We start from the raw sequence: 13464 nt of genomic DNA, 5'->3' as shown, positions 1-13464 counted from the left end.
CGGAACCTTTTTTAAGTCGGGGTGGCAGCCCCGAAGCATCGGGGGAACCTGCGGCATTATTATTTTGTAAAAAATAAAAAGGCTCCGCATTAACATACGGAACCTTTTTTAAGTCGGGGTGGCAGGATTCGAACCTGCGGCCTCCTGCTCCCAAAGCAGGCGCGATAACCGGGCTACGCTACACCCCGAGATCAGCTTAAGCTGATAAGTTTAAATAATCAACATCCAAATTTCAATTTTTGAATATTGAATTCAGAATACTGAATCTATCGCGGAGAGTGTGAGATTCGAACTCACGCGACAATTGCTCGTCGACAGTTTAGCAAACTGCTCCATTAACCACTCTGGCAACTCTCCTTTAAAAAAATATGAACTTGCAATTATTTTGCGGTTGCAAATGTATGTTATCAGATACTTTTGTGCAAACCTTTTCTGCCTTTTTTCGCTGACTTTTTCCCAAGCTATTTTGCTTCAGAATGTTATATTTCTAAAATAAATCCTTCCGTTTTATATTAGCCATGGGCTCTTTAACCCCACGGAAGAAAAAGAGACCACTTCAGCAGAATCACAAAGTTTCCTAAAATCTGCCGTATTAAGTAGGAGAATACTTAAGAGATAATCCTGAATTAATTAACTTAGGTAGTCAAAGTGCAAAATCTAACCAAAAGTTATGTCTCTTCTACCCGAAAATCTTGAGCGCTACCAAAAATTCCTCAGTTTCATGCTCAAATACTGGAACAGCGACCTTTTGAATGAAACCACCTCCCATGCCATGGAGGAAGAAACGGCAAGGAACTTTTCTGATTATGAGCAAACTCCCGAAGAACTTGTGGAGGACCTGAAGAAAATGGGGCCTACCTACGTCAAACTGGGGCAGCTTCTTTCCACCCGCCCCGATCTTCTTCCCGACAGGTATCTGCAGGCACTCGCAAGCCTTCAGGATGACCTGCCCCCTATTCCCTACGAAGAGGTTGAAGAAATAGTGGAGCATGAAATTGGAACCAAAATATCTAAGGCTTTTAATTCTTTTGACGAAGAACCCCTCGCAAGCGCCTCCATAGGCCAGGTGCATAAAGCTGAACTTAGATCGGGAAAGACAGTGGCAGTTAAAGTGCAACGCCCGGGAATCCGGAAAAAATTCCTTGATGATCTTAATACCCTGGAGGAAGTCGCTGCCCTGGCCGTCAAACATACGCAGGTTGGCAAACAGTACGGTTTCAAAGATGTACTTTCTGAACTTAAGCGGATCATGCTGCAGGAGCTGGATTATCTTAGGGAAGCCAATAATCTCATAAATCTTGGAACAAACCTGAAGGAGTACAGACGTCTTATTGTGCCACAACCCATTCCGGATTATACCACTTCAAAGGTGCTCACCATGGAATATGTCAAAGGCACCAAGATCACAAGTGTCAATCCTTTGAAAAAGACAGAAACAGATTATACCCCATTGGTTGATGAACTGGTTGAAGCCTACCTCAAACAAATCGTAGCTGACGGTTTTGTTCATGCTGACCCACATCCCGGTAACATTCATCTCTTGGAAAATGATAAGATCGCCCTGATCGATCTGGGGATGGTTGCCAAGTTTTCCAGAAAGATGCAGGAACATCTGCTGCGTTTGTTGCTCGCTTTAAGCAAAAATGATGGAGAAGAGATCGCAGACATTCTTCTTGACATGAGTGAAAGGCAGCTGGATGCTTCAGAAAAAGAATTTAGAAGGCAGATCTCCATAATGGTAGAGGATAGCAGGAACACTACTGCAAAAGACATGCAAACGGGGAAACTACTCATTCAAATGAACCGCAGCGCAGCCAAAAATGGCATTCACCTGCCTGTTGACGTAAATATCCTGGGGAAGATCCTGTTGAACATGGACCAGATCATCGCTTTTCTTGCCCCCGAATATGACCTTCGGGAAGCTGTAAAGAACTACATGAAAAAACTGATGCAGAACAAGATGGTGAAGGAACTGGCTCCTGAAGAATTGTTCTCTGTCTTGCTGGAATCCAAGAATCTGATAGGTCATCTGCCTGAAAGGGTAAATAAGATCACCGAAAATCTCGCCAATAACGACTTTAAAATAGTCATTGACGCGATAGATGAGAAAAGGTTTACAGATGGTTTTCAAAAAGTGGCCAACAGGATCACTTTAGGGCTTATCATAGCGGCAATGATCATTGGGGCTGCCATGTTGATGAGTGTCCCTTCTGCTTTTATGATCTTTGGGTACCCGGGTTTAGCGATAATTTTTTTCCTTCTGGCAGCAATGGGGGGAATCTATCTCAGTTATACTATTCTCTTTAGGGATGAGTAAGCTAGAAGAATTTTTTACTCAACTTTATGCCTGCTCCCAGAGTGGTTTGATCAAGGAGATCCACATCTACCCCTGCCTGTAGATTAATTGTAAAAAACCTCTCCCATAATCTTATATCTAAATACGTTGAAAGTATCTTACTGATGGGATTTTCCTGCCCTCCTTTTACTCCGTAATTCATACGGTAACTCCCTAAAAACCTGTAGGGATAGTTGAAAAAGGCTGTTCCAGCCAATCCAACATGATGGACATAAAAGGTGTTATTGTCAATTCTGAATCTTTCATCATCTAACAAGAAGAACGGAGCTCCTAAAATGCGATTTTCATAGGTCCAGCCCGAGCGATAGAGGTTATTATTAAAATAATTGTCCTTTCCGTCGCCCGTCGGAGTGTTTTTACTTTGATCCCGTGTATAGTAAAACTCATACATTAAAGCCGTGATCCACTTGATCTCATCATCCCGGTCTTCAATATAGATCCCGAAGCGACCATCGGGCGTATTACCCAGAACCCTGCCTGAATTATCTTCAAAAATGGTATTATAGATCAGCTGTACATCATAATGTGAGAATGAAGTGTTGAGATAAACCTCATAACTCCCAAGATGGTTTCCCAGGGCATTGGCTTCCTCTCCCTGCACATCATCCTTGCCTTCTTTTCCCACCCACACATTGAGGTAATCATGGAAGGTCTGCGGTAAACGCCCATAATCGGGAGAAATTCCGCCCCATTGGGCAAAATGCTGCAGGCCAAAGACCAACTCTATGTTTCTGATCTTGGTAAAAACAAAATGAAAGCTTTTATGATGGATTTTAAGGTTATCTACATAGCGTTCATCATCTGTGATATATTCTTCCCAGGATGCTTTAAAACCTAATCCTCCCTCCTTCCAAAACGTAATGGGCTTTTTGATCTCAAAACCTACACCGGGCACAGGACGAGCATGTAGAGACCAGAGAATATTGCTGTTGGTCGCACTTAAACCATTATAAATTTCTTTTTTCTGTTTCCTCCCTATAAAAGCATGGTATTGGTCATTTTCAAAGCTAACATAATATTCGTCCAGCCAAAACTCATTATTATATCCGTTTTGATAGGCACCTCCTATTCCGGCATCCAAATATGAGTCAGGGGTAATAAAGTAGCGGGCAGAAACGTTAGACCAACCGGCAAGGGTTGTTGCTTCGTCAATTCTGCCCCTGGTATTGCTGTGCATCCAGAAAGGAGATTCTTCTTTTGAAGAATAGATTCCCTGAAGAACCGCAGAAGCAGAATAATCAAAATACTGTGCCTGCAGGCTTGTATAAAAAATTAAAAAAAGTAGGGGTAATCTTTTCACCATAGATGATCATTTCTATAAGATAATAAACTCAATATTCATTTTGAGGAAATATAAAATCAGTAATTTTACACTATAAAAGTTTACTATAAATGTTATCCATTTTTAAGAAAAAGTTCTACCTCCAAGACCTTCTTGAAGGATATATCGATATTCACAACCACATTCTGCCGGGGATCGACGACGGCGCGGCAGAGGTAAAAAACTCCCTTGAGCTCATCAATAAATTTGAGGAGATGGGAGTCCATAATTTCATCGCTACTCCTCATATCATGAACGATTATTATCCCAATGATCCCGAAACGGTGGATGCCGCCCTTCATAAATTAAAGGAAGCTTTGGAAAGCACGGGAAAAACCAATGTGCAGGTCAAAGCCGCCGCCGAATACATGATGGATCATGCCTTTATGGAGACTATGGAAAAAGGTGATCTCCTGTGTCTTCACCAGAACTACGTCCTGGTTGAGATGTCTTATTTTCAGCCCCCCATCAATCTCAATGAGATCCTGTTCACACTGCAGACCAAAAAATACAGACCGGTGCTCGCCCACCCTGAGCGCTACGCGTACTTTCACTCAAAAAAGCTGGAGAAGTACGAGGAAATGAAGCACCGCGGATGCTCCTTCCAACTCAATATCCTTAGTCTCATCGGCCACTACGGAAGCAACATCCAGGCTGCCGCTTTCTCGCTGCTAGACAACGGCATGATAGACTTTATTGGTACCGATACACACCAGCTAAGACACCTGGAAAAACTCTCTGCCGCAAAAATTCCGGAAAAGAGGTTTAACCAGTTAAAGCCCATTATTGAAAGTACCAGGAACACCTTTATGCCTGCTTTTTCCGGGTAAAATATTTCTTTAAACCTTTTTCTTCGTCTACGCCGTAACCGTAACCGTAGCCGTAGGCATATCCGTATTTTCCTCCGTAAGAGAACTTCTTGTAGTCAACATCATTGAGCACAACAGTTACTTTCTGCAGTTTTCCTTGTTCCTTCAGGTCTCTGGGGAATTCGAGTAACTTTTTGTCGGTATACCCTGCACGGGTCACGTAGATAGTAGTATCTGCGAGTGGGCTAATCAACAGAGTATCAGTAACTATCATAGTGGGCGCGGTATCCACGATAATGTAATCATAGTTCATCTCCTCTTCCCTAAGTAGTTTTTTCAACCTGTCATTCATAAGCAGTTCTGCCGGGTTTGGCGGAATGGCTCCTGAAAAGATCACATCTACCGGAATTCCGTCCTGCTGGGTTTCATTAATGATGTCTGCAGACCTTGTGTCATAGTCATACAGATAATCTGATAGACCTTTTGAATCGATCTTTTCTTCAGAATACTTCTGAAGCTTTGGATTTCTAATATCGGCTCCTATAAGCAGGATCTTTTTGTTCGTACTGGCAAGCGTCCTTGCCAGATTAAAGGAAACAAAGGTTTTTCCTTCCCCTTTGATGGTCGAGGTCACAAAGATCACCTCGGCTTTTTCCCGGTTCCTCGACTGCACGAAGTAAGCCAAATTGGTTCTTAATATCCGGAAGGATTCTGCCAAAGGAGAACGATCGTTGACCTGGATCACCTCATTCTGATCGCTCGCTACTTTAGGAATTTCTCCTAAGAACGGGATTTGATCTGTCAAAGGTTTGAGATCTCCTTTATGGTGTACCTTAGTATCCAAAAAGTTCACACCAAAAATGATCAAAAGCGGAATTATGAAGCCAATGACACCTCCTCCCGTCAGGATCAACCATGGCTCTGGATCCACCGGATTGTTATATGTAAATGCGGGATCAATAACCTTAGCTACAGGCCCTGTAGCCGCAAAAGAAATAGCCGATTCTTCCCTCCGCTGTAAAAGGAACAAATAAAGCTGTTCTTTAATTTGTTGCTGGCGTTCAATGGTCCTTATCCCTTTTTCCAGCCCAGGGAAAGTGCTGAACTGCCCTTCTGCCTGCCTATCCAGCTGATTCAACTCTCTCAGCTGAATATTGATAGATTGTTTGCTGGTTTCAATATTGTCAAGCAGATTATCTTTAAGAGCATCAAGCTCCTCTGTAATACCTTCTACCAGGGGATTTTTAGTGGTGGAGGTTTTTAGATAGGCATTCCTTTCCAGGACCAGGATGTTGTACTGTGTTATTAGTGATGAAACTCCCCCGTCTGCAGCTTGCATATCGGTAGGTAGCAACCTGTAAGGTTTTGCAGAGGTAAGAGTCTCCTTTAGCGCATTAAGGATCATCAACTGTGTTTCCAGTTCAAAGATCTTTTGTTCAGCCTGAGAGGATTTTGCCATGTATTTACCTGCGCTACTGCTTATATCCATAATGCGGTTCTCCCGCTTAAATTCTGCTATGCCACCTTCAACAGAATCCAATTCCCCGGAAATGATCTCCAGGCGCTCCTGAATAAAGGCAGCAGTATTCTCTGCTACCTGACGTTTATCTGCTACTCCATCCGCATTAAAGTGGAACATTAGGGAGTTCAAAAAATCCTGGGATTTTTCAGGAACCGGTCCGGTGACATAAAGAGAAAGAATATCGTTAGCTGCTCCTTTAGGAAAGATATTCATTCGGTACACATAATCATTCGCCACATATCTCAATGGCTGTACCTTGATATTAACCGTGTTTGAAAAGCTCCTTTCCTCTTTTTTAGGGGAAATCGTGAATTCAACTCCATTCAACTCAACCGGCTCCCCATAGCGGTGGACCTTTGAGTACTGGCTCTCTTCTTCAACGAGAGTATAGGTCTCACCTGATCTTGGAGTAATGAAGATATCAAGATAGGATTCATGTACCACCTTTTCAGGTGAAAGAAATTCTATTTCAACTGGTGGATTTTTATAGACTTCGACAGCAATCACCTTTCCTTCAATAAAATAGGAAATATTCAGATCCAGTTCATCCACCACTTTTTCTACCAGCCTTTTGGATTTTAAAGTTTCGATCTGGTTATCGAGGGTATTCTGCTGCAGGGACAGCACAGAAGATCCTCCAGAAGGTAACGCTCCCACCACATTGTTGTCTTCCTTGCTAAGGATCATCATAGAAGCCTCGGTCGCATATTCAGGAATGGTATAGCGATTATATAAATAAGCTACGGCCAATCCTAACAGACATCCAATAACAAGCCAGTACCAGTATTTCAGGTACTTATATATTTCGGCTTTCAGATCAAGACCCGAATCTTTCTTTTCTGAAAAGTCTTGTAATTCTTCCATAAACTATCTTGTGAAAAGTACAATTAAACTAAAAGCTGTAGTGACGATAGACACTATACCTTGCCAGCTGGTTATAAAACCGGCAGATTTCACTTTTCTATAGGTTGGTTCGATATAAACGATATCGTTCTGCTTTAAATAGTAGTAAGGATTTTTGAATATATCTGCACTAGTAAGATCAACCCTTCCATAGGTAAGTTTGCCATTATGATCCCTTATCACGAGAATATTATCCCTCTTTCCGTCATAAGTAATATCCCCTGCCATGGCTATTGCCTGTGGCACCGATATCCTTTCATCGGGTACATCAATGACACTGCTCCCGGTTTCACCCAAAACTGTGATTTTAAAGTTAATGATCCTCACCCTTACGACTGCATCTGTCACATATTCTCTTAACCGGCGGGTCAAATAATCTTCCAACTGGCCCCGGGTTTGGTTGATCACACTGATCTCACCAAGTACGGGAAATTGAATGTTTCCTTCGGTATCTACCAAATAGCCATACATTGAGGCATTATTACTGCCCGAACTGCCACCGCGATTTCCAGACTGTCCTCCCATATCCATTCTGAAAGGTTCTACAACTTCATCGTTCATAGAAGAGACATTGATGCTCAGCACATCATTTATCTCTATACGGGGTTCAAATTTCCTGAGGGAATCGAAATTTTGAATTCTTTCGATATCCTGAAAATAAACGATCTCTTTACGGGTGGAACAACTTGAGAAGATTAGGAGGCCAATAACTATTAATAGGAATTTCTTCATATTATGGTTTAAACGAGTTGAGGCTTAACTTATTCCCCAAAATCGCATGTTTCTAACTTATTTTTTTATGAGTAATTTCATTCGGTTCATCATCTATATCTTCAGCAGACTCCTTGTCCAAAATCTCGAACGTGGAGTTGTTACTTTTAAATTCCGGGATCAGGTTCTTTAAATGGCCTACCACCTGTTGTGCTTTAAGCCCATTGGCCGCTTCTATGATCATTTCCACGGAATATTTGATCTTTTCAAAATCTCCCGGCTGATCCTGGGCGATCATGATCTTCTTGTGGTGAGTGGGCAGGGTTTTGCTCTTATCACTCAACAGCTCTTCATAGAGCTTTTCACCAGGTCTTAACCCGGTGATTTTGATCCCTATATGTTTATTAGGTGTAAAACCTGCAAGTTTTATCATTTTGATTGCAAGGTCCATGATCTTTACCGGTTCTCCCATGTCAAAAATGAATATCTCTCCTCCTTTACCCATAGCCCCGGCTTCCAAAACCAGCTGACAGGCTTCGGGGATGGTCATGAAATACCTGATAATATCTGGATGAGTAATGGTAACGGGCCCCCCTTTTTCTATTTGCTTTCTGAAGAGAGGTACTACAGAACCGTTCGATCCTAATACGTTTCCAAAACGGGTGGTAATGAATTTAGTTCTCATATCATTACCTGCAAAACTGTGGAAAAGAGACTGTACATACATTTCTGCAGCCCTTTTTGAAGCCCCCATTACATTACTTGGATTGACAGCTTTATCTGTTGAAACCATCACGAAATGACCTACTCCATGTTTTACTGCCATATCTGCCAAATTCTTTGTTCCCTGCACATTTACGAACACGGCCTCATGTGGATTTTCTTCCATCAGGGGTACATGTTTGTAAGCAGCAGCATGATAGATCACATCGATTCTAGATTTTTTCAGTAACAGGTCCAACCTGTTCCTGTTCCCGACATCACAGATGATACACTTGAAGTTAAGCTCAGGGAATTTTGCTTCTATCTCCAGACGCAGGTTGTGTAGTGGTGTTTCTGCCTGGTCAAGGATAAGTAGTTTTTTCGGTTTGTAATCTGCTACCTGCCTTACTATCTCGCTACCTATTGAGCCCGCTCCACCAGTGACAAGAATGGTCTTTCCGGTCAACTGTTGTCTCTTATTCTCTTTGTTTAGCAAAATAGGTTCTCTGTCTAAAAGATCTTCGATCTGAAGAGACTTAACCTTATTGGATAATGCTTTTTCATCTTCATAGTTCGAGACAATAGGCGCATTAAACACCTGAATATTGTGTTCGAGACAATCTTCAACTATGGCATATTTTTCTTCCGCAGTAAGAGTATTTCCCGAAAGTATCAAAGCAGAAGCACCCAACGCATCTATTTCCTTGCTGGTCTTACCTCCGTTATGAACCACGGGTTTATCCAGAATACGAACATTTCCCCGGGAGCTATCATTCGTGATAAACCCTTTAATAAGAAACCTTTTCGGATGTTCGATCTCAAGAGCTCCTGCAATGGAAATCGCATTCTCATCAGCTCCAAAGATCACTGCATTTTGAAGGTTACCGTTCTCCTGAGTTCGTTTGAAATATTCATACACCTGTTTTACACTCAGCCTAAAAAGGAACAACAAGGAAAACGAAATGAGGAAGTAAAAAATAAGGCCGGCAACCAGGTATATCTTTTCACCCACCACTGCATAAGTGGCGTAATTAATGAACAGCAGAGTTACAAAGGTACAGAAGCAGGCCAGCATGATCTTCAATGCATCAAGGAAGGAGGAATGCCTAATGAGCCCCGCATAAGTGTGGAACACAAAGAAATAAAGGATGTTCACAAGTACGACCAATGACATTCTTACCGGTTGGCTTAAAGTATCATAAAACCTTTCGGTAAGATCCTCTAAAGCCAATACTGTGAGGTATGCCGACAATACAATTATTGAAACATCTATGGCTAAAATGGCCCAGCGGGGCAGGTATTTGATATTTCGAATATCAAGCCTGTTCTCCTGTGCTAAAATTTGTTGTATGGCTGAATTAAGTCCTCTTCCCATTCTTAGTTAGATTTCCAGCTTTTCTTTCTTCTCTTCAAAAAAGCCTTTTAATGCATTAGCTATTCTTTCTTTTTCGGCTTCCCTCAGGTTCGATCCTGAAGGAAGGCAAAGTCCGCGTTCGAATGCTGCGGAAGCTATCCCGCTACCGTAAAACGGCGCGTCTTTAAAAACGGGCTGCAAATGCATTGGTTTCCATAAAGGTCGGCTTTCAATATTTTCTTTTTCAAGATGTTTTCTTAAAGCTTCACTCGTGAGTGAATTTTTTCCGCTCAACTCGATGATCGTCAACCAGTGATTAGAGAAAATATTCTCATCAGGTTCAGAAAAAACTTTCACATTATCGGAATTTATGAAAAAATCCTGATAAAACTGATGCATTTCCCGACGTTTTGCTACATGATCATCAAGCACTTCCATTTGTCCCCGGCCAATTCCCGCACAAATGTTACTCATTCGGTAGTTATAACCAATGTGACTGTGCTGGTAATGTGGCGCTACATCTCGGGCTTGCGTGGCCAGGAAAACAGCTTTTTCTTTCATTTCTGCAGTTCGGGTCACCAGCGCACCACCTCCCGAAGTGGTAATGATCTTATTCCCGTTGAAGGAGAGTATGGCCAGATCTCCAAAAGTTCCACATTTCTGACCGTTATAAGTACTTCCTAAAGCCTCTGCACTGTCTTCTATGACCGGAATTTCGTACTTGGCAGCTATGGAATGGATCTCCTCCACTTTATATGGCATTCCATAGAGATGTACCGCGATCAAGGCTTTCGGTTTTTTTCCTTTAGTTATTCTAGAACAGATCGCCTCTTCAAGATGTTCAGGTGATATATTTAGAGTTTCGGCTTCACTATCCACAAAAACAGGTGTCGCTCCCTGGTAGACGATAGGATTCGCAGAAGCTGCGAATGTAAGGCTTTGACAAAGCACTTCATCCCCTCTTTCTACTCCAAGCAGGATAAGAGCCAGGTGAAGCGCGGCTGTGCCCGAACTCAAAGCCGCAATTGAATTTTCTTTACTACCATGACCAGTAGAAAAAAGATACTTTTTCAGATCTTCTTCAAAACCATTTACGTTTGGCCCCAAAGGAGCTATCCAGTTCTGATCAAATGCCTGGTTGATATATTTCTGCTCACTGCCCCCCATATGAGGAGAAGAAAGCCATATTTTTGGCTGGTTCATTGACATGTATCTATATTTGAAAATTACAGATATTTTTCACTCTTCTTTCTCTTTTTAACAATTCGTGCAGGAACTCCGTAAGCTACGGAGTTATCCTCAATATCTTTATTGATCAAAGCCCCACCTCCAATCACACAATGGTTCCCTACACTTTTGCTGTGCAGGATATTGGCACCTATTCCTATTACAGAACAATTTCCCACGTTCACTCTTCCACCGGTTGTCACTCCCGGGCTAAAACTGGAATAATCTCCCAGATTTGAATCATGATCTAAAGAGGACCTGGTCAACAGTATACAGTGATCTCCCACACTGGAATTGTTATTCAGGATCACTCCTGGCATGATCAGGTTCCCCTCTCCTATTCGTACTTTCTTTCCAATGATCACCGAGGGATGTATGGCATTTACAAAATTGAATTCCGGACGTAGCTCCAGGATCGATTTCACCACCTTATATCTGGTAAAGTTGTCTCCTATAGCCACAATTCCGCCATAAACCCCATTGTCCTCTATTAGTTCTCTTATATTCTCTAAGTATCCAAGAACCGGATAACCTTCAAAAGTGGTTCCTTGCTCCAGTTTCTTATCAAGAATACCATAGATCTCATATTTTTTTTCCTGTTCAATTACATCAATCGTACAACGGCTTTGATCTGACGCCCCTATCACTACTATTTTTTTCATACTGCCGATCAGATGGAATTTATTTGATTCAGAAATGATTAATTATGTCCGTTGTAAGGTTCTGTGGTGGCTACATTCTCCATGTTAACGCCTTCCGATTTCACTACTTTCAAAACGGTCCTTCCTATGATCTTTAGATCGAGTAAAAAGGAAACGTTCTTCACATACCACACATCATATTCAAACTTCTTTTTCCAGCTTATGGCATTTCTTCCATTCACTGCCGCCCAGCCTGTAATGCCCGGTCTTACCAAATGTCTTTGCTTTTCAAACGAATTGAACATTTCAAGATATTCAGGTAAAAGAGGGCGCGGCCCCACTAAGCTCATATCCCCTTTTAAGACATTCAACAACTGGGGAATTTCATCAAGGGAGGTTTTTCTTATAAAACTTCCCACCCCGGTGAGCCGCTCAGAATCTGGTAAAAGATTCCCTTTATTGTCTTTAGCATTAGACATGGTCTTGAACTTTATGATCCTGAACAGTTTTGCATTCTTCCCCGGTCTCACTTGTAGGAAAAACGGATTGTCTTTATATACGATCCATAATACCAGAGTAACTAAAACAAACACCGGCAGAAAAATGATAAATGCCATAAGTGCTACTAAAAAATCAATGAGGGGCTTGAAAAAATTCCGGTACACGTTTTTTGGTTTAAGACAAAACTAAGGGTTTTCTTACGATGCCCCCACGTAAAGTTTTGTTAAATAGTAGTGAAGATTTCCGCTCATTACAAGCTTATTTTCAGAGGATTATACTTACTAAAATAATCTTAAATGAGCCTCTTATCTTATTCTTTTTGTGTTGCTTCCCTTTTTCTTCTGAAGTCCTTCCTACACCTACCACACCATCATCAATTGTTAATGCCTACTTCTTAAAAGTTAAATTTCTTATAACACTAAAAATTTGGCCTGCAGGTTTTACGAACCCGTCCTGGTTCTACTGAAAATGTTCTTTGTGGTATACACCTAAAAAATTGAAAGTTTCTTCGAATCTACCTGCCAAACCGCCCGGCAAGGAAATGTAGAATACCACGCCATTGCAAGCTGAAATTCTTTCTCCCGTAATTCCATCCATATCTCCAGCCGGCAAAGGATTTGAGGATCGATTTGACAAGGATAAAAAGGAAGGCTTTGTAAAAGTGATTTTTAAAGTAGATGTAAAGGAGGTTTCGGGTACTGTAGTAATCGCGCCAAAGAACCTCCCTTTTTCCGAAGTTGGAGGCCTTCCACTTAAAATCTTTATTATTAAAGCCAGCTTTAGAATTTTCTTTCAACCAAATTTCAGCATTAGCCAAAACTCTGTAACCGTTTTTCTTCACTTTCAGACAGAAATCAAATTCCTCAAAACCAAAGAATAGTTTTTTATCTGGAAGGATCTCTTCGCGAACCACTCGTGCGTTTACCAGCATAGATCCTCCACCAGGCACAGAGTCGACTTCCAGAATTGGCTGCTCTTCCAATTCATGATTTGAAAAGGTATTTATCCTGCCAGTGGTCCTGTTGAGTCTTCCACCCTTACCTCCTAATATTCCTACTTTCTGAACATCTTCCAAATTTTCAAGAACCCTGAATTGCTCTTCAAAGACCCATTTTTCAAAGGGCGGATCATCATCATCTCCCCAGTAGATCCATTTGTAGCCCCGGTTGGCCAGTACTTTCAAACCAATTCTTGCAGCTCCCGCCGGACCTGAATTATAACCAACTCTATAGTAGCCAACATCTTCCCCGGCCATTTCTTCCACGGCAAGACGGGTAGCTTTAGTTTCACTATTGTCAATAATATAAATAAAAGCTGGTGGAAAGGTCTGTTCCTGGAGATTCCTGATAGTCTTCAGAAGCGTTTCCGGGCGCTCATAGGTCATCACAAAAGCAGCAAATTCGGAGTTCTTCATTTG

The 13464-nt window shown here is 41.7% G+C and carries 10 protein-coding genes and 2 tRNA genes; 2 read left to right on the top strand and 10 right to left on the bottom strand.

Annotated elements, in window-relative coordinates; genetic code table 11:
* Positions 1-113: 113 nt before the first annotated feature.
* Both BLS64_RS06335 and BLS64_RS06330 read right to left on the bottom strand, forming a co-directional pair.
* Positions 114-188: transfer RNA gene (locus BLS64_RS06335), tRNA-Pro, on the bottom strand.
* A gap of 84 nt (positions 189-272) precedes the next feature.
* Positions 273-357 (bottom strand) — tRNA-Ser (locus BLS64_RS06330).
* A gap of 313 nt (positions 358-670) precedes the next feature.
* On the opposite strand from BLS64_RS06330, the gene BLS64_RS06325 reads away from it, so the two are divergent.
* Positions 671-2317: an ABC1 kinase family protein gene (locus BLS64_RS06325; protein ID WP_093112667.1), complete on the top strand. Its 1647-nt coding sequence runs from the start codon at positions 671-673 to the stop codon at positions 2315-2317.
* A gap of 1 nt (position 2318) precedes the next feature.
* Here the strand turns inward: BLS64_RS06325 and BLS64_RS06320 are convergent, their stop codons facing one another.
* On the bottom strand, positions 2319-3659 hold the full coding sequence (locus BLS64_RS06320) for a capsule assembly Wzi family protein (RefSeq protein ID WP_093112666.1): 1341 nt from the start codon (positions 3657-3659) through the stop codon (positions 2319-2321).
* A gap of 89 nt (positions 3660-3748) precedes the next feature.
* On the opposite strand from BLS64_RS06320, the gene BLS64_RS06315 reads away from it, so the two are divergent.
* Positions 3749-4507 carry a tyrosine-protein phosphatase gene (locus BLS64_RS06315; protein WP_093112665.1) on the top strand — a complete coding sequence of 253 codons (759 nt, stop codon included), beginning with the start codon at positions 3749-3751 and terminating at the stop codon, positions 4505-4507.
* Here BLS64_RS06315 and BLS64_RS06310 read toward each other — a convergent pair.
* The 7 genes from BLS64_RS06310 to BLS64_RS06280 form a co-directional block, all read right to left on the bottom strand.
* Positions 4485-6872, bottom strand: coding sequence for a GumC family protein (locus BLS64_RS06310; protein ID WP_093112664.1), 2388 nt, complete (start codon positions 6870-6872; stop codon positions 4485-4487). The two genes, BLS64_RS06315 and BLS64_RS06310, sit on opposite strands and share 23 nt — an antisense overlap.
* Positions 6873-6875: 3 nt before the next feature.
* A complete protein-coding gene (locus tag BLS64_RS06305; RefSeq protein WP_093112663.1) occupies positions 6876-7643 on the bottom strand; it encodes a polysaccharide biosynthesis/export family protein in 768 nt (255 codons plus the stop codon).
* Positions 7644-7695: 52 nt separating this feature from the next.
* Entirely contained in the window at positions 7696-9699 is a 2004-nt protein-coding gene (locus tag BLS64_RS06300) for a polysaccharide biosynthesis protein (RefSeq protein ID WP_093112662.1), read from the bottom strand.
* Between the two features lie 6 nt (positions 9700-9705).
* Entirely contained in the window at positions 9706-10881 is a 1176-nt protein-coding gene (locus BLS64_RS06295) for a DegT/DnrJ/EryC1/StrS family aminotransferase (RefSeq protein ID WP_093112661.1), read from the bottom strand.
* 23 nt (positions 10882-10904) lie between these two features.
* Positions 10905-11567: an acetyltransferase gene (locus tag BLS64_RS06290; RefSeq protein ID WP_093112660.1), complete on the bottom strand. Its 663-nt coding sequence runs from the start codon at positions 11565-11567 to the stop codon at positions 10905-10907.
* A gap of 38 nt (positions 11568-11605) precedes the next feature.
* On the bottom strand, positions 11606-12211 hold the full coding sequence (locus BLS64_RS06285; protein WP_093112659.1) for a sugar transferase: 606 nt from the start codon (positions 12209-12211) through the stop codon (positions 11606-11608).
* A 350-nt stretch (positions 12212-12561) separates the two neighbouring features.
* Positions 12562-13461, bottom strand: coding sequence for a glycosyltransferase (locus BLS64_RS06280; protein WP_093112658.1), 900 nt, complete (start codon positions 13459-13461; stop codon positions 12562-12564).
* Positions 13462-13464: the final 3 nt, after the last annotated feature.

Source organism: Salinimicrobium catena, assembly GCF_900102915.1.
GTDB lineage: Bacteria > Bacteroidota > Bacteroidia > Flavobacteriales > Flavobacteriaceae > Salinimicrobium > Salinimicrobium catena.
The sequence above is the reverse complement of the archived record's forward strand: the minus strand, read 5'-3'. Positions and strand labels throughout refer to the sequence as shown.

What these genes read in the sequence shown, in the direction of transcription:
- BLS64_RS06325 (WP_093112667.1), top strand. Translation starts at nt 671, where the DNA reads ATGTCTCTTCTACCCGAAAATCTTGAGCGCTACCAAAAATTCCTCAGT.
- BLS64_RS06320 (WP_093112666.1), bottom strand. Translation starts at nt 3,659, where the DNA reads ATGGTGAAAAGATTACCCCTACTTTTTTTAATTTTTTATACAAGCCTG.
- BLS64_RS06315 (WP_093112665.1), top strand. Translation starts at nt 3,749, where the DNA reads ATGTTATCCATTTTTAAGAAAAAGTTCTACCTCCAAGACCTTCTTGAA.
- BLS64_RS06310 (WP_093112664.1), bottom strand. Translation starts at nt 6,872, where the DNA reads ATGGAAGAATTACAAGACTTTTCAGAAAAGAAAGATTCGGGTCTTGAT.
- BLS64_RS06305 (WP_093112663.1), bottom strand. Translation starts at nt 7,643, where the DNA reads ATGAAGAAATTCCTATTAATAGTTATTGGCCTCCTAATCTTCTCAAGT.
- BLS64_RS06300 (WP_093112662.1), bottom strand. Translation starts at nt 9,699, where the DNA reads ATGGGAAGAGGACTTAATTCAGCCATACAACAAATTTTAGCACAGGAG.
- BLS64_RS06295 (WP_093112661.1), bottom strand. Translation starts at nt 10,881, where the DNA reads ATGAACCAGCCAAAAATATGGCTTTCTTCTCCTCATATGGGGGGCAGT.
- BLS64_RS06290 (WP_093112660.1), bottom strand. Translation starts at nt 11,567, where the DNA reads ATGAAAAAAATAGTAGTGATAGGGGCGTCAGATCAAAGCCGTTGTACG.
- BLS64_RS06280 (WP_093112658.1), bottom strand. Translation starts at nt 13,461, where the DNA reads ATGAAGAACTCCGAATTTGCTGCTTTTGTGATGACCTATGAGCGCCCG.